Annotated in this window: 26 protein-coding genes; 12 read left to right on the forward strand and 14 right to left on the reverse strand. The window is 43.3% G+C overall.

Going from position 1 to position 21,055, the window contains the following annotated elements:
* Positions 1 to 16: 16 nt before the first annotated feature.
* The 5 genes from A3GY_RS0104735 to rplK all read right to left on the reverse strand — a co-directional run bounded on the left by A3GY_RS0104735 (position 17) and on the right by rplK (position 3,647).
* Positions 17 to 874: a CvfB family protein gene (locus A3GY_RS0104735; RefSeq protein WP_018030264.1), complete on the reverse strand. Its 858-nt coding sequence runs from the start codon at positions 872 to 874 to the stop codon at positions 17 to 19.
* A 105-nt stretch (positions 875 to 979) separates the two neighbouring features.
* Positions 980 to 1,537, reverse strand: coding sequence for a ribosome recycling factor (gene frr / locus A3GY_RS0104740; RefSeq protein WP_018030265.1), 558 nt, complete (start codon positions 1,535 to 1,537; stop codon positions 980 to 982).
* A 10-nt stretch (positions 1,538 to 1,547) separates the two neighbouring features.
* Positions 1,548 to 2,279 carry a UMP kinase gene (pyrH, locus tag A3GY_RS0104745; RefSeq protein ID WP_018030266.1) on the reverse strand — a complete coding sequence of 244 codons (732 nt, stop codon included), beginning with the start codon at positions 2,277 to 2,279 and terminating at the stop codon, positions 1,548 to 1,550.
* A gap of 116 nt (positions 2,280 to 2,395) precedes the next feature.
* Positions 2,396 to 3,085 (reverse strand): 50S ribosomal protein L1, encoded by a 690-nt coding sequence (gene rplA, locus A3GY_RS0104750; RefSeq protein ID WP_018030267.1) that lies wholly within the window; start codon positions 3,083 to 3,085, stop codon positions 2,396 to 2,398.
* 136 nt (positions 3,086 to 3,221) lie between these two features.
* The gene (gene rplK, locus A3GY_RS0104755; RefSeq protein ID WP_018030268.1) at positions 3,222 to 3,647 is read right to left on the reverse strand and encodes a 50S ribosomal protein L11; all 426 of its coding nucleotides are present in this window, start codon (positions 3,645 to 3,647) and stop codon (positions 3,222 to 3,224) included.
* A 220-nt stretch (positions 3,648 to 3,867) separates the two neighbouring features.
* On the opposite strand from rplK, the gene A3GY_RS0104760 reads away from it, so the two are divergent.
* The 7 genes from A3GY_RS0104760 to A3GY_RS09700 all read left to right on the forward strand — a co-directional run bounded on the left by A3GY_RS0104760 (position 3,868) and on the right by A3GY_RS09700 (position 9,447).
* Positions 3,868 to 4,218, forward strand: coding sequence for a DUF3397 family protein (locus A3GY_RS0104760; protein WP_018030269.1), 351 nt, complete (start codon positions 3,868 to 3,870; stop codon positions 4,216 to 4,218).
* A 233-nt stretch (positions 4,219 to 4,451) separates the two neighbouring features.
* On the forward strand, positions 4,452 to 5,021 hold the full coding sequence (locus tag A3GY_RS0104765; protein WP_018030270.1) for a TetR/AcrR family transcriptional regulator: 570 nt from the start codon (positions 4,452 to 4,454) through the stop codon (positions 5,019 to 5,021).
* Positions 5,022 to 5,126: 105 nt separating this feature from the next.
* Complete coding sequence (locus A3GY_RS0104770; protein WP_026161936.1) at positions 5,127 to 5,450, forward strand: hypothetical protein; 324 nt, start codon at positions 5,127 to 5,129, stop codon at positions 5,448 to 5,450.
* A 20-nt stretch (positions 5,451 to 5,470) separates the two neighbouring features.
* Entirely contained in the window at positions 5,471 to 6,193 is a 723-nt protein-coding gene (locus A3GY_RS0104775; RefSeq protein ID WP_018030272.1) for a ferredoxin reductase domain-containing protein, read from the forward strand.
* A 139-nt stretch (positions 6,194 to 6,332) separates the two neighbouring features.
* Complete coding sequence (locus tag A3GY_RS0104780; RefSeq protein WP_018030273.1) at positions 6,333 to 6,956, forward strand: PadR family transcriptional regulator; 624 nt, start codon at positions 6,333 to 6,335, stop codon at positions 6,954 to 6,956.
* A 2-nt stretch (positions 6,957 to 6,958) separates the two neighbouring features.
* Positions 6,959 to 7,942 (forward strand): serine hydrolase domain-containing protein, encoded by a 984-nt coding sequence (locus tag A3GY_RS0104785; protein WP_018030274.1) that lies wholly within the window; start codon positions 6,959 to 6,961, stop codon positions 7,940 to 7,942.
* 467 nt (positions 7,943 to 8,409) lie between these two features.
* Positions 8,410 to 9,447 (forward strand): hypothetical protein, encoded by a 1,038-nt coding sequence (locus tag A3GY_RS09700; protein ID WP_018030275.1) that lies wholly within the window; start codon positions 8,410 to 8,412, stop codon positions 9,445 to 9,447.
* A 101-nt stretch (positions 9,448 to 9,548) separates the two neighbouring features.
* On the opposite strand, the gene A3GY_RS0104795 is transcribed toward A3GY_RS09700, so the two are convergent.
* Complete coding sequence (locus tag A3GY_RS0104795) at positions 9,549 to 11,906, reverse strand: DNA translocase FtsK (RefSeq protein WP_018030276.1); 2,358 nt, start codon at positions 11,904 to 11,906, stop codon at positions 9,549 to 9,551.
* A 96-nt stretch (positions 11,907 to 12,002) separates the two neighbouring features.
* On the opposite strand from A3GY_RS0104795, the gene A3GY_RS0104800 reads away from it, so the two are divergent.
* From A3GY_RS0104800 to A3GY_RS0104815, 4 genes are all read left to right on the forward strand, one after another.
* Positions 12,003 to 12,773 carry a peptidylprolyl isomerase gene (locus A3GY_RS0104800; protein WP_018030277.1) on the forward strand — a complete coding sequence of 257 codons (771 nt, stop codon included), beginning with the start codon at positions 12,003 to 12,005 and terminating at the stop codon, positions 12,771 to 12,773.
* Between the two features lie 109 nt (positions 12,774 to 12,882).
* The gene (locus A3GY_RS0104805; protein WP_018030278.1) at positions 12,883 to 13,845 is read left to right on the forward strand and encodes an ABC transporter permease; all 963 of its coding nucleotides are present in this window, start codon (positions 12,883 to 12,885) and stop codon (positions 13,843 to 13,845) included.
* A complete protein-coding gene (locus A3GY_RS0104810; RefSeq protein WP_018030279.1) occupies positions 13,839 to 14,588 on the forward strand; it encodes an ABC transporter ATP-binding protein in 750 nt (249 codons plus the stop codon). The genes A3GY_RS0104805 and A3GY_RS0104810 overlap by 7 nt, the downstream gene beginning before the upstream one ends.
* A gap of 22 nt (positions 14,589 to 14,610) precedes the next feature.
* Positions 14,611 to 15,630, forward strand: coding sequence for an ABC transporter substrate-binding protein (locus A3GY_RS0104815; protein WP_018030280.1), 1,020 nt, complete (start codon positions 14,611 to 14,613; stop codon positions 15,628 to 15,630).
* Between the two features lie 32 nt (positions 15,631 to 15,662).
* Here A3GY_RS0104815 and A3GY_RS0104820 read toward each other — a convergent pair whose 3' ends face one another.
* From A3GY_RS0104820 to A3GY_RS0104830, 3 genes are read right to left on the reverse strand one after another with little or no spacing between them, the layout of a single operon-like run.
* The gene (locus A3GY_RS0104820; protein ID WP_018030281.1) at positions 15,663 to 16,352 is read right to left on the reverse strand and encodes a 5'-methylthioadenosine/adenosylhomocysteine nucleosidase; all 690 of its coding nucleotides are present in this window, start codon (positions 16,350 to 16,352) and stop codon (positions 15,663 to 15,665) included.
* A gap of 14 nt (positions 16,353 to 16,366) precedes the next feature.
* Positions 16,367 to 16,675, reverse strand: a complete 309-nt coding sequence (gene macP, locus A3GY_RS0104825; protein ID WP_018030282.1) for a cell wall synthase accessory phosphoprotein MacP — start codon at positions 16,673 to 16,675, stop codon at positions 16,367 to 16,369.
* 12 nt (positions 16,676 to 16,687) lie between these two features.
* Positions 16,688 to 17,239 (reverse strand): NUDIX hydrolase, encoded by a 552-nt coding sequence (locus A3GY_RS0104830; protein ID WP_018030283.1) that lies wholly within the window; start codon positions 17,237 to 17,239, stop codon positions 16,688 to 16,690.
* 202 nt (positions 17,240 to 17,441) lie between these two features.
* Between A3GY_RS0104830 and A3GY_RS0104835 the strand changes: the two genes are divergently transcribed.
* Positions 17,442 to 17,819: a DUF3021 family protein gene (locus A3GY_RS0104835; RefSeq protein ID WP_018030284.1), complete on the forward strand. Its 378-nt coding sequence runs from the start codon at positions 17,442 to 17,444 to the stop codon at positions 17,817 to 17,819.
* Between the two features lie 107 nt (positions 17,820 to 17,926).
* Here A3GY_RS0104835 and glmU read toward each other — a convergent pair whose 3' ends face one another.
* The 5 genes from glmU to A3GY_RS10490 all read right to left on the reverse strand — a co-directional run bounded on the left by glmU (position 17,927) and on the right by A3GY_RS10490 (position 21,052).
* The gene (gene glmU, locus A3GY_RS0104840) at positions 17,927 to 19,315 is read right to left on the reverse strand and encodes a bifunctional UDP-N-acetylglucosamine diphosphorylase/glucosamine-1-phosphate N-acetyltransferase GlmU (protein WP_018030285.1); all 1,389 of its coding nucleotides are present in this window, start codon (positions 19,313 to 19,315) and stop codon (positions 17,927 to 17,929) included.
* Between the two features lie 133 nt (positions 19,316 to 19,448).
* Positions 19,449 to 19,853, reverse strand: coding sequence for a hypothetical protein (locus A3GY_RS0104845; RefSeq protein WP_145980035.1), 405 nt, complete (start codon positions 19,851 to 19,853; stop codon positions 19,449 to 19,451).
* Between the two features lie 17 nt (positions 19,854 to 19,870).
* Positions 19,871 to 20,320: an ASCH domain-containing protein gene (locus A3GY_RS0104850; RefSeq protein ID WP_018030287.1), complete on the reverse strand. Its 450-nt coding sequence runs from the start codon at positions 20,318 to 20,320 to the stop codon at positions 19,871 to 19,873.
* A 21-nt stretch (positions 20,321 to 20,341) separates the two neighbouring features.
* Positions 20,342 to 20,941: a DJ-1/PfpI family protein gene (locus A3GY_RS0104855; RefSeq protein ID WP_018030288.1), complete on the reverse strand. Its 600-nt coding sequence runs from the start codon at positions 20,939 to 20,941 to the stop codon at positions 20,342 to 20,344.
* A complete protein-coding gene (locus A3GY_RS10490) occupies positions 20,942 to 21,052 on the reverse strand; it encodes a DUF3977 family protein (RefSeq protein WP_111703041.1) in 111 nt (36 codons plus the stop codon). It lies immediately after the preceding gene.
* Positions 21,053 to 21,055 lie beyond the last annotated feature (3 nt).

The raw sequence follows: 21,055 nt of genomic DNA on the forward strand, positions 1-21,055 counted from the left end.
CCTCCCATCCCAAATCTTATTTGATTAATTCTGTTCCCAGTTCATCTTGCTTGATTTTTTTAGCTTTCATAAGCCCTCCCAGAGCCTTTTTGAACTGCCCTTTAGAAATACCAAAGACCGCTTTGATCTCTTCAGGAGAAGACTTATCATTTAAGGTCATAAAGCCGCCCTTGGATTCTAGGTAAGTCAAAATCATCTGTGCATCATTTTCCAACATCTCAAAAGAACGCGGTTTTAGAGATAGGTTAAGACTGCGGTCTACCTCACGAAAACCAATGACACGCGCAGTAACTTCCTCGCCTAAGCGCGGCTCCTGATAACGCTCGCTGGGATGAATAAAGCCCAGCATATTGTTATCAGGCAGATAGACAAAGGTGCCCGACAGTTTCAGACGATAGACGATGGCTCGTAAGTTCTGATTCTGCATATTATCATAAGCATGACCGGCCAGCTTTTGAAAAACAGCCGGCTCAGCAGGAATGCCCCAGATACGGTCCTTGCTGTCCACCTCAAGTGTGATGTAGAGTTTATCACCTTTTTTAGGCCATAGTTCCTTGAGTTCCGGCAGTATATCCAGAGAAACAACAATTTCTTTGTCAGGAATGCCAGTATCCACAAAAACTCCCAGATCACGGCGGACATTGGTCACCTCTCCCCAACCATAAGATTGGCAGGTCGATTCAATCGCTTTGGTCGTCAGCCGTAATTTCTGCTTCATATCGACATAAGCAAATCCGCTCACCATGTCCCCCACTTGCTGAGGACCTTCTGATTTAGGCAGGGCAAAGGTCAGTCCCTCCTTCTGGACAAAGTAAAAGGTATCATTTTCATCTGTCACTAAGGCAGTAATCTGCCGTCCTAATAATTGATTCATGCTTTTCCTACCATTTCTGTTAACGGGAAAAATAGAAGGGGCAGGAACCTATCATTAAGGATGCTTTGATAGGCTGCCTGCTCCCCTTATCGTTGAGATATGTCTTTAGACTTCGAGGAGTTCTTTTTCCTTGTTTCCCGTCATCTCATCAATATGTTTCACCGCGTCATCTGTAATTTTTTGGATGTCCTTTTCAAGAGACTTTAATTCATCTTCTGCGATTTCTTTATCTTTTTCAGCTTTCTTAGCTTCATTCATGGCATCTCGGCGGATGTTACGAATGGCAATTTTGGCATTCTCACCCACTTTTTTAACCTCTTTAGCCAGGTCTTTACGGGTTTCTTCCGTCAAAGCTGGAATAACCAGACGGATAACAGAACCATCGTTGGCTGGATTGATGCCCAAATCAGACTCATTGATGGCACGCTCAATCTCTTTGATGGATGATTTGTCAAAAGGTGAAATTAACAGCACACGCGCTTCTGGCACAGTGATAGACGCTAGCTGATTTAAAGGTGTTGGCGCGCCATAGTACTCTACTTCAATCCGATCCAAGAGGCTGGCGTTGGCACGGCCGGCACGAATGCTGGCAAATTCCCGAGCCAAAGCCTGATGGGATTGTTCAAATCTCTCTTTAGCCTTATTAATAATGTCTTTAGTCATGATATCTCCTTTATTCTGAAACTTTATTCGTAACGGTTGTACCGATTTGCTCGCCAAAAATCACCCGCTTGATATTCCCAACCTCATTCAGATTGAAAACAACCAAATCAATGTCATTGTCCATAGACAGTGAACTTGCTGTAGAGTCCATAATTTTGAGACCCCGCTTCAGGACTTCAATATGAGTCAATTCGTTAAATTTGATCGCATCAGCATTTTTGCGAGGATCATCGTTGTAGACGCCATCTACACCATTCTTAGCCATGAGGATGGCATCTGCCTCAATTTCGGCTGCCCGCAGAGCCGATGTGGTATCGGTTGAAAAATAGGGGGAACCGACACCGGCAGCAAAAATAACAATCCGGCCTTTTTGCAGATGACGAAGAGCACGGCCTCGGATATAAGGCTCAGCAACCTGCTGCATAGCAATAGCCGTCTGAACACGGGTATCTACACCAAAGTGCTGGAGAGCATCTGCCATCACAAGAGCGTTCATCACCGTACCAAGCATTCCCGTATAATCAGCCTGTACCCGATCCATGCCAGCTTCTGCCGCTGGCTCTCCTCGCCAGAGATTACCGCCTCCGATAACGAGGGCAATTTCAATGCCGGATTCGTGAACTTCCTTGATTTCCTTAGCAATTGCTTGAACTGTCGGCAGGTTGATGCCAACCCCTTTTTCTCCCGCCAGAGCCTCCCCGGACAACTTGATCAAGACGCGATTGTACTTTGGTTTTCCCATTATTCTCACTCCTTATATTATCCCTACTATTTTACCACACTTCAGCTAATATTGACAGTTTCTTTTTCGAGAATCCTGAGGATCAAAAAAAGAACCTTAACGGTTCTTTTGCATTTTTAGAATGACGCTGTGTCAACTTTGACACCAGGTCCTTGAGTTGTTGTTACAGTAAGGCTTGTGATGTAAGTTCCTTTTGCTGTCGCAGGTTTTGCCTTGGCAATGACATCATTGAAAGCTTTAAAGTTTTCAACCAGTTTTTCTGTATCAAAGGATACTTTACCGATGATAGCCTGTACGATACCAGCCTTATCCGCACGGTAAGTGATTTTTCCGCCTTTAGACTCTTCAACCGCTTTAGCAACATCCATGGTTACTGTACCAGTTTTAGGGTTTGGCATCAAGTTACGCGGACCGAGCACACGACCAAGACGTCCAACAACTGCCATCATGTCTGGTGTTGCGATGACAACATCAAAGTCCAGCCAGCCATCGTTGATTTTGGCAACAAGGTCATCTTCACCAACGAAGTCTGCTCCCGCTGCTTTTGCTTCTTCTGCTTTCGCACCGCGTGCAAAAACAAGAACACGCTGTGTTTTACCAGTTCCGTTTGGCAAGACCATTGCTCCGCGGATTTGTTGGTCAGCTTTTTTAACATCAATGTTAAGGTTATAGGCAACCTCTACGGTTGCATCAAATTTTGCAAAGTTGGTTTCTTTTGCGAGCGCTACTGCTTCTTCTACGCTGTATACTTTAGTGCTGTCGATTTTTTCGAGAGCAGCACGTAATTGTTTGCTTTTTTTAGCCATTATTATCTTCTCCTTGTAATGTGGTCATATCGATTTTCATCTCCCACGTCACTCGTCACATATGATCAAGTATTGCGGGCTAGCGAATGACTCTGAACTTCAATCAAAATCATTCTCTGCTGGGCATATTACAGAATTAGTCCGTAACAGTGAATCCCATTGAACGAGCAGTACCTTCGATCATACGCATTGCAGACTCAAGGTTTGCAGCGTTTAAATCTGGCATTTTTGTTTCAGCAATTTCTTGTACCTGAGCACGTGTTACTGAAGCAACTTTCGTTTTGTTTGGCTCACCAGAACCTTTTTCAACACCTGCAGCTTTTTTCAAAAGAACAGCAGCTGGTGGTGTTTTGGTGATGAAATCAAATGATTTATCTTCATAAACTGAGATAACAACCGGAATAATCATACCAGCTTGATCAGCTGTACGAGCATTGAATTCCTTTGTGAATCCCATGATGTTGATTCCTGCTTGACCAAGAGCTGGTCCAACTGGCGGAGCTGGGGTTGCTTTACCGGCAGGAATTTGAAGTTTTACAATGTTTTCGACTTTTTTAGCCATGATATAAAATCCTCCTATTGTGGTTCTTTCGGTAATTAGAGATTTTTACCTCCCACAAATATGCATTACACATACCCTACTATTATACACGATCTTGTTTAAAAAGCAAGCTATTTTCTTTAAAAAAGGTAGATCTGCCCTCTTACCTCCTTGAAGCGATCTTGTTCTTACGATCCAAAATGGCATTTACTTTCTTCTTAAATTCTTATAAAATAGAGACATGGATATTTATAAAATAATGGCTGTTGCTTTTATCTTTTTGACTATGGCTTTTGCTTACGTCATTGCAACAACCTTTAAACTGAACCGTTTTGGTCTTAACTTGGCTGATATTGCACTTCCTATGTATGTCTTTGAAATCGTTTTGGTATCGGCTAGATATTACACCCACAGTTTTTTACCTTATTATATGGCTGCCATGTCCCTTTTGGCTATGACCATTGCCATCCGGCAGCTGGTTAAACGCAAGTCTTTCCATTTTAAACGTTTTTTCAAATTTTTTTGGCGAGCTGGTTTTATTTTAACCTTTCTCTTTTATCTAGCAACTGTCATCGCTGTCTTTTTAGCCTGACAAACATTACCGACTAGGCACTTCAAGATGAAGTGCCTAGTTTTTTGACAGTCTTAAACTAGATAGGATACATCGTTCAGAAAACAGCTGTCTCTCCCCTAGAACTCATATGCTAAAAATAGGAAACTGGTACTGCTGAAAGGGATTTTGGATTGACAAAAGACAAAAAAAGAATTATAATATGAATGAACAAAAAGAAATATTCATTCATTCTTGATAAGAAAGGAGGTCCAATGACAGAAGATAAGAAAGCGGCCCTCAAAGCCGCAGCTTTGGACATTTTTGGTCAAAAGGGATACAAGGCAACTGGGATTTCTGAGATTGCTCGGCAGGCCAAGGTGGCCGTGGGGTCTTTTTATAACTACTATGATTCCAAGGAAGCCATTTTTCTGGATGTCTATGTTGAGGAGAACAAGCGGATTCGCCAGAAGATGATGGAGGAAATCAATTGGCAGGGGGAAGCGGTTGACTTGGTAGGCCAACTCTTTGCCTGGTCCAGAAAGCTGATTTCTCCCAATAAAATCCTGTCAGAATGGTACAATCCAGCCATCTCGGACTACCTGCGCAACTACTATGCTTCCGAAAACGGCAAGGAGGAAAACACCTTTCATCAGTTTTTGATCCAACATTTTACAGAGCGCATGCTGGACCAAGGCTTTTCCCAAGAAAAAATCCAGGAAATTCTGCAGGTTTACCAACTATTCTATTACATGGATATGCACATCACGGAAACGGATTTTCCGGCCATTGGCCAGACTATTGAGACGCTGGCGACCAACTTTGTCAAAGGGATATTTAAATAAAGAAGCTTCATTCTTTATTTTTTGAGAAAAATGAATGAACATTAGATATCATTCATTCAATAACATAAAAGGAGGACGATCATGAACACAGAGAAAGGAAATCAAATGAGTGGATTTACGATTGCCGGAATGGCACTTGCAGTTACAGGAATTTTAGTGGTGATTTGGGGCATGACCTTACAGCCTGTCCATTTGCTGAGCCCTGACTTCATGTCTTTCGCAACGGGAGGCTTGCTCTTATTGGCCATCGGATGCTGTATGATGACTAGACTGCCAGCTATCGTACAGATTGTCGGAATTTGGCTGGCAGCTGCAGCGACCATGCTCTATCTTTACAGCCTGCCTGATACGGATCTGATTATCAAGTTGATTGGCTTTGTGCCGGTCCTTGGATTGGCAGTCTGGCTGAGCCTCAAGTTTTGGCGCTAAACTAACGAAAGGAGACAATTATGCTCATCCTTATCCTATCCATTCTTGCACTGGGGCTTCTTACTTGCTGGGGAGTCTATGCCTATCTTGGACGAAGCCTTGATTTGTCGGTCAAATCCATTGAGCATTTGACTGGAGACCTTTTCCTCATTCATCTGACAAAACCTGAACATCTGCTCTGGGAGTCAGGTTCCTATGCCAAGTTTGTTTTGCCTGATAACAAAGAGAGCCGCTGGCTGACCATCGCCTCAACGCCTGATGAGAATGAAATGTTGATTCTCACTCATCATAACGGCAGTGCTTTCAAGAAAGCCCTGACTTCCTTGCATAAGGGGGAGAAAATCCAGATGAGCTGGCTGTCCTCAACCTTAAAAGTGAAAGAGGAAGCTAGTCCGCTGGTTTGCTTTGCCTCTGATGTTGGCATCGCCGCTATACGCCCCATTATCAAAGAATGGGCTGGTAAGCGCGAGCTTATACTCAGTCACCTAGATAAAGGGGGGCTGGCTTTTGATAGTGAACTGGTAGAGCTGGCCGCCAATCAAGAACTGCTAACTTACCAAACCAGCGCCAGCCTTTACCAAAGTAAAGAACAATTAGCGCAAGCTATTGACCACTATAGCACCCACGCCACTTACCTTTTGGCAGGACAACCTGATGATGTGGAAGCCATGAAAGCCTTTCTTTCAGTCAAGGGAATAGACAGCAGTCAGATTCTAGTTGAGTTGTTTAGGGGCTTGCCATGAAACTTGAAACTTCCATTGAGAGCTGAATACCAAAAAACATGCGCTCAGCATGTTTTTTTGCTTGTTGGTGGCTTCTTATATTACTTGATTATATCGAAAAGATATGTTACTATTAGGTATATAGAGAAGAGGAAGAAGATTGAATAACATTATTTTAGGCATTCTTATGATGAGAAGAATGACGGCCTATGAGCTGAGGAGTGTCATTGGAGAACATTTTCAATCTATGTGCAGCGACAGTCTGGGAAGCATTCAAGCTGCTCTCAAAAAATTGCTGCAATCTGGCTATGTGACTTATGATGAGGTTACTGAAAATGGTAGGTTCAAAAAACGCTATGCCATTACTAAGGAAGGTCGTCAAAGCCTGATTCAATGGATAAAAGTCCCCATCGACATGGGCAAAACCAAAAATATGGATCTTGGAAAATTTTTGTTTATGGGACTTGTATCGAAAGAGGAGCAGACCTACCTGATTGACAAGCTGATTGCGTCTTTGCAAGAAGACTATATGACCTTGCAAGAAATAAAAGAAAGCCTGATGCCAGAACTCCAAAAATCAGAGGCGATAGATTATTTCAGGGAGGATACTGTCTATCTAGATGGTATCTGTGACATAAAGGAAACTTCAGATGTTATGCAGATTGTGGATGATTATAGTCAGTTCAGTCTTGCAACTCTGGAGTACGGAATTGACCTTGCTGCTTTTAATCTTGCTTGGTTTAAAAATTTCAAGGAAAAACATCTAAAGAGAATGGAGGAATAGAGATGGCCATTCTTCTAAAGGATAAAAGTATACATCATGCGACACTTCTGGCCTATCAAGGGGACCGTCAGTATCTGGCGGAAAACAAAGGCGATCTGACCATTGATATGCCTATTGCTGTTGCTAGTATTTCAAAACTCTACACCGATACCATTGTTTTTCAATTGCTCGATCAAGGAAAGCTGACCTACAGCACGAGATTGACCGAAGTGCTTCCCAAGGACTTGACAGATCGTCTGCCTCATGCCGAATTGGTCACAGTTAGACATCTGATTGATCAAACTTCGGGCTTTCCAAATTACGAAACAGATCGCCAGACTAACGGTAAAATCCTGATGGATAGTATTTTGGAGGAAGATCGGCGAGTGGAATGGGATGAGGCGCTTGGTATCTTATCAACTTTATCTGCAAAATCCAGCCTCGGTGGAAAGAGGGCCTACTATGCTGATGTCAATGCTATGCTTTTGGGGAAAATAGCAGAAGCGGTGACTGGCAAGTCCCCAGAGTCATTATTAGATGATACTGTCTGCCAGCCCTTAAACCTCCAGCAAACTCATTGGGCGACTGGCTACGAATCCCTTGCTCCAATCTATAAGGGGCAAGATATTGTAACGTGTCAGCAGTATTTAGCTAGCCAGTTTTATCAAGGCGGTATTGTGACCAGCAACAGAGAACTGATGCGCTTTATCAGGGCCTTTTTCGGTGGAGAACTTTTTTCACCGACACATATCAGCAACCCAACCTTTCGAGCTATTCAATTTCGTCCGCTCAAATATGGCAGTGGCATGATGCAACTAACCTTGAGTCCGATTTTATCGGTCTTTTTCGCAGGAGTCCGAGAAATCCGTGGACACAGTGGTATAACAGGGAGTTTTGCTTTTTATTGTCCAGAGAAGGATATCTTTGTAACAGGAACAATCAATCAGTTCAGCAAACATCCCTACCCCATGATTTTCCGCGTGATTGCTGCTGGTTCAAAATTGTAAGAAAACTAGTAGATGACAGTCTAAGAAAATAGAGGCCTTTTTAAGTAAAAAAACATTACACAACTCTCTCCCTTATTTCTGAATCTGCCATATTCTTTCTCTGCCTCTTTCTGACCATCTCTAGTCATTCCTTATTACCCTATGCCTCAAATACCGAGTAAGCAAGAGTATTAGAGCCGTCTTAACATCATTCTTGTTATCACTTTAGTTTAAGCTTCTTTATTGTCAGGAAGACTTGTTTACCCCAGTCTTGACTTGGTCTACACTACTTACACGGTTTATCAATCGGTTTCAAGGGCTTCAACAAGCTCCACTCGAGGAGGTGCTAATTAATTATTAGTGCTCAGGAATATCAAAAAACGTCAAGACTACCGAGGTTAACTTCCTTTGTAGTCTTTTATTCTATCTCCACTTGCCCTGACAAGGTCCTTTTGATATACTGGGAGTATTGTACGAAAGAGGTAACTATGTTTTTGATCACAACTATCATTGATGAGCATTTAGCAGATTCTACTGCCTCTCTGGCTTATTTTGATAAGGAAGGAAATGTTCATGGTGTTACACATGGGGATGAGACTTCCTACCCTTCCTTTGAAGATTATTACCTGGCCATGGGCGCGCGTATTAGTAGAGAAGTACAAAGTCAATATACCAGAAAACTGAGATTTTGGGCCTTTTGGGAGGCCGTACAAAGCCCCTCGCTTCTTCTTTCTCTATTCATCGGTCTTATTTCCTTGGTTCTTTTTTTCATCACAAAGGGAGAGGGATGGCCTGAGGGGCTTGTCACTATTGCTGGTATTTTAGGTATGGGGCCCTTTTTTGGCTTTCTCTTTTATAATTGGTTTTTCAAAACTTGGGCGACAACAAATTTTGAAAATGCTTATAATAGAGAACTAGCTAAGAAACAGTCAACGATTTACACAAAGAAAGTCAAGCGTGAAAAAAATTGGCCATTTATCATCGCTGTTGTTGGGCTACTAGCCTTGGGATACTTTGATAGCTGGACTACATCAGTAAAACTATTACTAATGGGGCTGATTCCATTATTATTTAGTATGATTGAGGGAGTCATCCTGATAGCACTTATAAAACTATTTGCTACCCTATTCCCAAAAAAGAAAAAAGAGACTACTGATGATTCGCAACGTCTATCTCTAGAACTTGATATGGAGTTAAGGAAGCGTCTCAAGATGCTCTATTTGGATTTTCAAAAAGGGAGATATGCCGATGCTTTTAAGAGATTTGACACTTCTCAGAAAAGTTGGGAAGAGTTTCACCAAGAGATTCAAAATTTCCTTAATGACCAAGATCTGACCGCCTTCCATACCATTCCCTTTGAGGAGACGGAAATTTCAATTTTAAACGTCACGGCCAGCGATTTTGAAGCTGATTTATTTCTTTATGATACCGAGGCACAAGAATTTCCAGAGTTTTATCTTATTTGTAAGGTTAGCTACCAAGAGGATAGGTTACAGGCTATTGAATTGGTTGAGATAGGCTATTAAAGACCGAGGCACTTGGTCTTTTTTTCTGCTTCAAACCGTGGTATTATAGTTCCCATTTATTTATAACATAAAAGAAACTGCTAATGCAGTTTCTTTTTGGATTATTGATTGGTTTGCAGGACTTTACGGGGTTTGGTGCCTTCGGCTGGTCCGATAACTCCTGCTTCTTCCAATTCTTCCATAAGTCGAGTAGCGCGATTGAAGCCCACAGAGAGGCGTCTTTGCAGCATAGAGGCGGAGGCTTTTTGAGTTTCAAGGACAAGCGCCCTAGCTTCTTCAAAGAGAGGATCCCCATCAGAAGCACCGCTATCCATAGAGACATCATTTTCTGAAACCTCTCCCGGATCAAAACTATCATCATAGTCTGCTTCTGCCTGATCCTTGATAAAGCTGACTATACGCTCGACGTCATCATCCGAAATAAAGGAACCTTGCAGGCGGACAGGGTGGTTCTCATCAATCGGTTTAAAGAGCATATCGCCACGACCGAGCAGTTTTTCCGCCCCATTCTCATCAAGAATTGTCCGGCTGTCTGTGCCGGATGAAACCGCAAATGCAATTCTCGATGGCACATTGGCTTTAATAAGACCTGAAATGACATCAACGGATGGACGCTGAGTTGCAAGAATCATATGAATACCAGCCGCCCGTGCCTTTTGCCCTAGACGGATAATGGCATCTTCCACTTCCTTGCTGGCTACCATCATCAAATCAGCTAATTCATCAACGATGACCACTAAGAGAGGCAGCGGAATGTGCTTGGTCTCAGACTGGCTGTTAAATTCCTCGACCTTGGCATTGTAGCCTGCGATGTTTCGGACACCGAAATGACTAAAGAGTTCATAGCGGTTTTCCATTTCATCAACCACCTTCTGCAGAGCCCGGCTGGCCTTACGAGGATTGGTGACGACTGGTATGAGCAGATGGGGAATATCATTATAGACAGACAGTTCAACCATCTTAGGATCAATCATCATGAATTTAACCTGGTCTGGCCGAGCTTTCATCAGAATGCTGGCGATAATCCCATTGACAGCAACTGATTTTCCTGAGCCAGTAGAACCTGCCACCAAGATATGGGGCATTCTAGCCAAATCAAAGGAACGTACCGAACCATTGACAGCCTTCCCAAGCGGTACTTCCAGCAGTTTTTCTGGTGATGTCTGAGCTTGCTCCCAAAGTTCACGGAAGGTAACGGTGGCCACTTCTGAATTCGGAACTTCAATCCCTACCAAGGATTTACCCGGAATTGGCGCCTCAATTCGGACGTCTTTAGCTGCCAAGGCCAGAGCCAAGTCATCTGCCAGATTGGAAATCCGATTGACACGAACGCCAACAGCCGGTTTGACTTCGTATTTGGTCACGGACGGACCAATTTCAGCTCGCTCGACACTGGCTTTAATCCCAAAACTGGCAAAGGTTTCTTCCAGAATCTTGATATTATCCCGAACCAGCTTTTTCTCTTTTGTTTGATTTTTAGGTCTGTCTGGCGCAAAAAGATTGATCCCAGGCAGCTTGTAGTGGCGTGTTTCCTTGGGGGTGAAGTCAACTTCCAAGGGCTGACCATCATCCTCTTCTTCGGTCAGAGGCGGCTTCATTTCTTCAGGCATATCCTGAGATGATGCAATGTTTCCGTAGTCTTCTAATTCGTAGGAAATAATCTCAGGTTCATTGACCGGCAGCTGCTCATCTAAACTATTGAACTGATCAGCCGAATGAACCTCAGGAGATAATATCTCCCCAGTTTCTAAGTCTACCTTTTCTTCTGACGCTTTATGCTCAGCCTCTTTTCTAGCCTCTTCCTCAGCCAGAAGTCTCGCTTCTTCTTTCTTTAAAAAACGTTGTTCACGGCCAGCTTCGCGTTTGGCCTGAATCGTGTCATAGGCTTCTTTAAAGAAATCCATAATATCGTAAACCGTCCAAGGAGTCATCAAAAAGAGACCCAAGATAATAAAAAGCGCACCAATCAGAAAAGCACCTAAATTTGAAAAAAGAAAGGCTACCGGTTTATAGAAGAGAGCTCCTAAAAGCCCCCCGCCGGCAAATGATGTCACTTGAAACTGCTTAAGATCGTTGACAATCAAAAGAGCTGTCGCCGTGAACGGCTCCTTATCTTTCATGGATGGGAAAGAAAAAAGGTAAGCCTGCCATTCAATCAAAAGACCAATCATGGTAACAACAAAGCCTGTCACCAAACCTTCTTGCTTCTTAAGCCATTTGATTGCAAAAAGGTAAATCAACAGGGCAAACATGGCCGGATAGGCCAAGCTTCCCACCATAAAACGGACACTGTTATAAGCCGTAATCCCAAATCGTCCTAATTTAAAAACAGCAAAAAAGAGGATAAAGGCTGTGATGAAAGCAATCACCATGCGCTTTATCGCTTTTTGCTTTTCCAATTCTGCTTTTGTCGGGCGCCGAGTGGTCCGCCCTTTTTTACTTTTCTTTGTTTTTGCCATGCTGTTATTATACCATGTTTTAAGGATTTGAGAAAAGGGATTGAAATCCCTATTTTTATGATAAAATAGGATAAGGTTTATTTTAAGGAGAAGAACATGAAAAAACTATTGTTGACCCTGTTGCTGCCTCTTTTGTTTTTAGCTGGCTGCGAGAGCATTGACCGTGCTATCAAGGGAGATGACTATGTTGACGCAAAGATTGCCAAGGAAAAAGCTGCTGCAAAATTAGCAAAGCTAAACAAGGCAAGTTTCCCCCAGCTGTCTAGCAAGGTCGGTCAAAATGAAGCCCAGGTCAAAATCGTGACCTCAAAAGGTGACATCACCCTTAAACTCTTTCCAAAGTATGCCCCTTTGGCAGTCGAAAACTTTCTGACGCACGCGAAAGAAGGCTACTATGACGGCCTCACCTTCCACCGCGTCATTGCAGATTTTATGATTCAGTCTGGTGACCCTAGCGGAGACGGCACCGGCGGACAATCTATTTGGAAGGATAAGGACAAGAGCAAAGATTCTGGCAATGGCTTTAAAAACGAGACTTCTGACTACCTTTATAATATCCGGGGAGCCTTAGCTATGGCAAATGCCGGTCAAGATACAAACGGCAGTCAATTCTACATTGTCCAAAACGGACAGGATCAATCTAGTCAGCTGTCAACGGAAATCTATCCTAAAAAAATCATCAAGGCTTATCAAAAAGGGGGCTATCCAGCTGGTGATGGCAAATATACGGTCTTTGGGCAGGTAACCAAGGGGATGGAAGTCGTTGACAAGATTGCTCAAGTCGAAACTGATGATAATGACAAACCCAAAGAAAAAGTAACCATCAAGAAAATTGACATTTTGAAAGATTACCAGTTTAAAAAATAAGAGGCTTCAAAGCGATTAAGAAAAACTATCAATGCGATAGTTTTTTTATATTATACAAATGACAGCCCCGGTCCTATAATAGAGAATAATTAACCAAGGGGTAAGATTTATGAGATTAACAACCAAGAAAGATTATTTTCGGCTTTTTTTCGCTAATGTCACTATTTTGCTAACGATTGCCATGCAGTTGGGGATTCCAAAGTCTACCGTTGACTTCAGCAAAGATCCCGATTGGTACCTCTATTTTCTTTGGCTGTCCTTTTTTACCTGCCTCTTTTTTGCCCTGCTGACTCTCTTCAGAAAGCACAAAGGCAAATTTTTCCATAAAAGCTATTTTATTGGTGCTGCTTATCTGGCTTTAGCAATCTATAATCTGGCAACGGAGAAGTTTCTTTTGCTTCAAGAGCTTTTCTTTCCCAGTCCAAATAACATCTTGAAGGTCTTTGTTGAAAACTGGGGCTTTATTCTCAAGTGTGACCTCTTTTCGCTCAGGCTCTTGGGTATTTCTTGGATGATTGGTATCAGCCTGGGCATCCTAACTGGTATTCTGGTGGGCTGGTTTACGTCTTTTAATTATTGGCTTGATCCCATCGTTAAAATTCTTGGCCCTATTCCTTCAACAGCCTTTGTACCACTTGCCTTAACCGCCTTTCCGACGAGTTTTTCAGCCAGTATTTTTTTAATCAGTTTATCCGTTTGGTTTCCCGTAACCATCCTTACCAACTCTGGTATCCAAAATGTTAAGAAAACTTATTTTGAAGTGGCGGATACGCTGGGGGCTACGACCTTTCAGAAAATCATCAAAGTAGCCCTTCCCGCCAGCCTGCCCAACATCTTTGTCGGCATTTTTAATGGTGCCTGCTCAAGTTTCATAACCTTAATGACTGCTGAAATGCTGGGGGTTAAATTTGGTATTGGCTGGTATATCAACTGGCAACGACAGGTTCTTGGCTATGCCAATGTTTATGCCGGTCTGATTACAATCGCCATCACTTTTAGCGTCATCATTACCTTACTGTTTAAAGTACGTGACCGCTTGTTAGCATGGCAGAAAGGATTTATCCAATGGTAGGAGCTATTTCATTCACCAATATTCAAAAAATCTTTCCCGCTCAGGATGACCAACAGGCTGCCGTTGAGGCTCTAAGTCATATCAATGCCTCAATAGAGCCGGGTCAATTTGTTTCTCTCGTTGGACCCTCTGGGAGTGGGAAAACAACCCTCCTAAGAATCATCGCTGGACTGGAAAAACCAACTACGGGTGAGGTACTGATTGACCAAGAACGAGTCACCCAGCCTTCCCGAAAAAAAGGCTTTGTCTTTCAAGAAGCCACCCTCTATCCTTGGCTGACGGTCTATGACAATATCGCTCTGGGATTGAGACTCAACAAAGAGGAGAAACGTCTTAATGAGGTCAACGATTACATTAAATTAGTTGGTTTAGAAGGCTTTGAAAAAGCTTTTCCTCATAATCTCTCTGGAGGTATGCAGCAGCGGGTCAATATTGCCCGCGCTTTAATCAACAAACCTGATGTTTTGCTGCTTGATGAACCCTTTGGGGCACTTGATGCTTTCACCCGCAGTAAGATGCAGAACGATTTGATTGCAATTTGGAAAGAGCGTCAGATAACCATGGTCATGGTAACACACGATGTCGAAGAGGCTGTCTTTCTGTCCGATCGTATTTTTGCCATGACACCGCGCCCAGCAATCATAAAGGAAGTGATTCCAGTTCATCTGGAACGCCCCCGCTTAAGAGATGCACCGGAATTCATCGCCATTAAAGAACAGGTCCTGAGTGTCCTTAATTTTTAAACCAAGAAAAAGGGAGAGATTTATGAAAAGAAAGTATTTTGTTTCAGGATTAGTCGCCGTTTTCACTGCCATCAGCTTATCAGCTTGCAGTAACAAGGCATCAGATACAAGCACCAAAACGTATGATGCTTCGCAAAAGGATAATTATGTCTTAAAAATATCAGAAAACTCCGATCTCTGCGGAGCACCGCAGCAGATTGCTGTTGAAAAAGGCTTCTTTAAAGAAGTCGGCCTCAACTATAAGATTGTCAAAATCGGTCAAGACACCTCCAATTTAGAAGCTCTTAATACCGGTAAAATAGACGCCTCGAACTCTTTGTTAGCCAGTCTGATTCAGCCGCTGGAAAATGGCTCAAAACTCAAGATTACAACGGGGCTTCATACTGGATGTCTGCAAATCCTTACCAAAGACGGCAGCATCACTAAAGCCAGTGATCTTAAAGGCAAAAAAATTGGGGTTACGGCTGTCGCAGGCAGTCCTGCAACCTTTGCCAAACGGGTATTGTCCGATGCCGGGATAGATGTTTCGACAGAGAAATCACAAGTTGAGTTTGTGACCTATGAAAGCGATCAACTGGGAACTGTCCTGAATAAGGGCCAAGTTGACGCCATCGCTATCGGTGACCCAACTTCCGAAATTCTGAAAAAAGAATTCGGCTTTAAAACGTTAGCCAATTCAGCAACGGATGCCCCTTATAAAGACGAGTACTGCTGTGTGGCTTACGTTTCGGATGACATCGCCAAGAAGCACCCTGCTATTGCTGCTAAATACACATTGGCGATGCAGAAAGCAGCCGACTGGGTCAATAAGCACAAGGAAGAAACGGTTGAGCTCCAGCTCGAGAAAAAATTGGTGGCAGGCAATAAAGACACCAATTTGATTAGCTTAGAAAGCTATCAATTTATCCCAAGCTATCAGGGGGCCTACGATGCTTTTAAGAGCGTCTCTAGTGACCTCCAAAAAATTGGTATCCTCTCAGACGATACCGACTTATCTGCCCTTCGTCAAAATTCTTTCTTGAAAGTTAAGGGCGTCGAATAAAACGAAAACACAGGTCCATCTTGACCTGTGTTTTAAATCTCTTCTAAAAAGGCTAAAATCAGCTGAGCTGAGCGCCTACCTGCTTCAAGGATAAATTCATCAAAAGTTAGATTCGCATCATGGGCAGCTGTATCACTCATCGCACGAACAACAATAAAGGGACGTTTAGCCGCTCTGGCAGCCTGGGCAACAGCCGCCCCTTCCATCTCTACCGCCTGAACGTCAGGAAAATGTTCTTTGACAAAATCAGTCTTGGCTTGACTGGCCATAAAGGAATCACTAGTGGTTATCAAACCAATTTTACTTTTGATCTGATGCTGATCCAAAACTTTTTCAAAGGTTTGAACCATCTGCCTGTCTGATTCAAAATAAAGAGGCTGTCCTGACATTTGTCCAAAGGCATAGCCAAAGGCAGTCAAATCCACATCATGATAAGCCAGACGGTCTGCCACAACCACGTCGCCGACTGCCAAATCAGGTGCCAGGGCACCTGCAGAACCAGTATTAATCAGGGCGTCAACCTCAAAGTTATTGATTAGGACGGCAACACTCATTGCCGCCATAACCTTACCGACACCGCTTTGAACCAAAACAACATCGTGTTTTCCTAAACGACCGCTATAATAAGTGTTTTCCAAATAAATGGCGGTTTTCTTTTCTTGCAATTTTTCCAGAAGGAGCTTCAGTTCCTCCTCCATGGCTGCAATGATTCCAATTTTCATTTATTCCATCCTTCTCACCATTTAAAAACAGCGTAAATCAAGATTGCCAAAAGAATGACAATAGCAAAGAGAATCATATTGAGCTTCGACTGGAATTCACCTCGTTTGGCATTCTCAATTCGGCGGCTTTTAATGATTGGATCCTCAGCCTCTAAATAGTCCACTTCTTCTTGACGAACGTGTTCTCGGTTTGCACCATCATTACTGTTATCTGTTGAAATCACTAAGGTTTCTTCGCTATCAAACGAAGCCGCCTCATTTCCAATAGATTCTCCTTGTCTGGCGCGCTCAATAATCTCATCTGTTAAAAGCGGTTTTCCCATTAGTCAACCTCCTTACGCATCCCTTAAATGCAAGGCAAAATACTGCAAAGCAATAATGGTCTTAGCATCCTCAATCGCACCCGATCGGACCAAATCCATACATTCTTCATAGGTCAATTCAAAAAGTTCTAAAACCTCATCATCATCCTGAGGACGAGGATTTTCCACCTTCCTTAAATTTCTGGCCAGATAGAGTTTGATTTTTTCATTACAAAATCCGATAGCGGTGTAAAATTCGTGAATGAGCTCTAAATCGCCCGTATAACCCGTCTCTTCTTCCAACTCACGAAGAGCTGCTTCTTTTTCAGAACCATTTTCTCCGACTTCTAATTTTCCAGCTGGAATTTCATAGGAAATTTTCTCAATAGCCTTACGATACTGCTTGACCAGCACGATTTTTTTATCCGGAGTCACCGTCAGAATAGAAACCGCCCCCTTATGAAAAACCAATTCTCGCTTGGCCTGTCCAAGATTATTGGGCAGCTCGACATCATCAACAGCCACTGTAAAAATATGACCCTTAAACATTTCCTGACGTGCAATGGTTTTTTCTTCAAAGTCCACAAGCTCATCCTCCGCTAGTATTTCTTGATTCTACTAACTTCAATTTTACTATATTCAGACCAGAAAAGCGAATCTTACCATTGAATGGTACAGCCGCGCTTAGGACATCTTCCTATCGCCATTGAACTTTCTCCTGAAAAAGACTACAATAACAGTAGAAAATGAGAAATCTAAATGGATTGAATGCAGGAGGACGAAAAATATGGCTGAATTCATACCCTACATTAAATGGACCGTACTTCGCGTTTTAGCAGTCTTGCTGGCATTTGGCATCTGTGCTCTTTCAATTTGGAAAGTCAACAACCAGCCCAGTCAAGCCTGGCAGACTCTCTGTGCCGGCTTTATTGCCGCGGGGGTTGCTGGAACTTGGAATATCTATGATATCAACTCTTGGCCGCTAAGAAAACGAAGCCTGGTTCACACTTTCTTTATGGCTCTTGTCGTTTTCCCAACCCTCTTTATCAGTGGTTGGCTTTCCTTGAACCTAGCCAATGTCGCTCTGGCAGCAGGAATCTTTGTCCTGACAGGAGCCGTCGCTTGGACTATGGGCTATCTCTTTTTCAGAGGTAAGGATACCTAAATAAGATCAAACATAAAAGCTTGGTTTAGTAAAACCAAGCTTTTATGTCATCTCTGCATAGTTACATTCTCAAGGAAGACTTCCTCCCAAAGAATGGCACCTACTCTTTACTGGTCGGATTTCTTTTCTGGATGGTGGGGTTTTGTCTTGGCGTAGCCTTCTTTATTGACCTGCCTGCCGCGACCGATAGCCACACTGTCACGTGGTACATCATGGGTGATGCTAGAGCCGGCGGCGGTCAGTGCATTGTCTCCGATTTCAAGCGGCGCAATAAGAGTTGAATTGCTTCCGACAAAGACATGATTCCCAATTTTAGTCAGGTATTTATGTTTGCCGTCATAGTTGACCGTGATCGTTCCCGCTCCAAAATTAACATCATGTCCAACTTCAGCATTTCCGATATAAGTCAGGTGACCAGCTTTAGTCCCTTTACCAAGACTTGATCCCTTAACCTCAACAAAATTGCCGACATGAACTTCCTCAGCCAGCTTAGATCCTGGACGAAGGTGGGCGTAAGGGCCAACCGTTACATCATTGGCAACCTCTGAAGCTTCGATCGTTGAATTGCTGATCACAGCATTTGGGCCGATAGACGAATCCACAATATAGGTGCCATTTGTCAGGTGAACACCCGCAGCAATCGTGGTTTGGCCTTTCAGCGTGACATTGGCATCAATGACAACGTCTGGCTCAATCGTCACATCGATATCAATATAGGTGGCTTCTGGATTCGTAAAGGTAACGCCTTTCAGCATATGACCTCTGTTAATCCGCTGACGCATCACTTTTTCAGCTGTCGCCAGTGCAAGGCGGTCATTGACTCCCAAACTTTCGTCAAAGTCCAGCAATTTATAAGCGCCGACTTTTTCCCCAGCTTCCTTAAAAATACTGATGACATCCGTTAGGTAGTATTCTCCCTGAGCATTGTCTGTGTTGATTTTTTTAAGAGCTTCAAAAAGACGTTTATTATCAAACACATAGGTACCGGTATTGATTTCCTTAACCTGCTGTTCAAAGTCAGAAGCATCCTTTTGCTCAACAATCTTAGTCACTTCACCATTCTGATTTCGGATAATACGGCCGTAACCGAATGGATCAACTGCCTCCGCTGTTAAAATAGTCGCCACATTTTTATGGCTTCTGTGATAGGCCACTAGATTTTGGAGGCTTTCACCGGTAATCAGAGGGGTGTCCCCTGCAATAACCAGCGTTTGACCATCTTGGTCTGCCAACAGTTCTTCTGCCATCATGACAGCATGTCCAGTTCCCAACTGCTCAGTCTGGAGGACAACATCTGACTGACCTGCCAAGACCTGCTTAACCAGTTCAGCCTTATGGCCAATAACCGTAACATTCTTGGCCGGATTAAGGGCTGAAACACTGCGGAAAACGTGTTCCAGCATGGTAATGCCTGACACCTTGTGCAGCACTTTGGGAAGATCGGATTTCATGCGTGTTCCCTTGCCAGCAGCAAGGATAATAGCGTAATTATTCATGTCATAGTCCTTTAAAAAATATAATCAACTCATTATAGCAAAATTCCAAGTATTTGAAAAACGCCAGCTGGTCAGCTGATAAGCCAGCCCTTTCAACGATTAGCTATTTAAACTGTTCCTATCTGCTGGTGTTTTAGGCTTGCCGTCTTCTTACATAAAGGTAGAAAAGGCCATAAAGCAAGGTTGTCACCGCATAGATGGACAGGCAAACCAAGATTTCTCCCCCATCGTAAGTCCAAATCGGATCAATCCAGAAACCTGCACTCCTCGAAGGAAGGGGAAGTCCGACACTAGCATGAAGCGCCAAGACAATCAGATTTCCCACTAAGAGAAATTCCGAGTATTGCTTGAGAGCCTTCTGTCTGTCCTCCTGATGGCGGCAAATCACACCATATACGTAAGCAAAAATGGGCATACTCACCAAGAAACTCAGCCCAGTTCCTACCCTCAAAGGGTCAAAAGGCCAAATGATCAGTCCCCCAAGTATGCCCAATGCGACCATTATCAGCCAGTGTAATAGGCTTGATTTCGTTTGCATCTCATTTCCCTCACTTTTCAATCTTTTACCGATTTGTAAACTACTTGGAACTCCTCCAGTACTACCTTGGATGCAGGACTAAAGCTGAGACCAATTTCAGCCAGCCACTTGGTAAAAAGTTCCTCGTGGACCTGGCACCAATAGGCCAGAGAACGGTCTCCCTCCCCTTCCTTATAGGCGTGGTCCGCCGACACATCCCTAAAAGGAAGCACCGTCACTTTTGTCGTTTCGATAATGGCAACAGCCTGTCCCTGACCATCCAGGACCACATCTAGATCACCAACCTTGGGCAGTTCTTCCTCGTAATGGACGTATTCATCATAGGCCGAGGCCGTTGCTGTCTTGACCCCCTGGACCACTAATTCTGCCAGCAAATCTGGTGCCACCCCAAAGGCCCAGGCATCAATCTCATCTCCAATTTCAGGGTTGATTGCCTTGTATTCATTCCAACATTCTTGTGGTGTCATTGTAATCTCCTTAACAGTTATCTAAGCGAAATCGTCCTTATTAGAGTCAGACTGCCAATGGTATTCTATCTTGTAGGCGATATCCTTGGCCTTACTTTGGCCAAATTGATCACTAATAAAGCCCAAGACCATGTCCATCCCTGCCGACACTCCTGAAGACGTGTAATATTTGCCATCAACCACCCATCGAGCTTGTCTAACCCAATCTACTTTTGCATTGGTGGAAGAGACCCAATCAAATGAGCGCTTATTGCTGGTGGCCCTACGACCGTTCAAGAGTCCAGTTTCAGAAAGCAGGACCGCTCCTGTGCATACAGATAAGACATAGGTTGCATTCTCAGCATAACTTTTTACATAATTAATAAAAGAAGGCTGCAGATAAACCTTTCTTGTCCCTTGTCCCCCAGGAATGAGCAGAATATCGCAGATTTCTCCTAGGGTCATTTTCTCTGTATCCAGGTTTAAGCCAACCTTATTTTTTATGCTTCCGCCAAACTCGGAAACATAACGAAATCGAACCTCATCTAAAAAAGATAGCAACTCGATCGGCCCAAATAAATCTAGGAGCTCAAAACCATCAAACACTAGAACGATTACTTCTAACTTTGTTGTACTGCTCATTTAAACCTCCGATACAATGCCCAAAATAACTTTGGTAGCTTTGCGGTTTTTCCGTGTCCTTTTAAATCCTTCCTTGCTGTCGCAAATCCAGACGGACTTCCCTAGCCAAATTCT

This window comes from Streptococcus ferus DSM 20646 (genome assembly GCF_000372425.1).
In the GTDB taxonomy this organism is placed as follows: domain Bacteria; phylum Bacillota; class Bacilli; order Lactobacillales; family Streptococcaceae; genus Streptococcus; species Streptococcus ferus.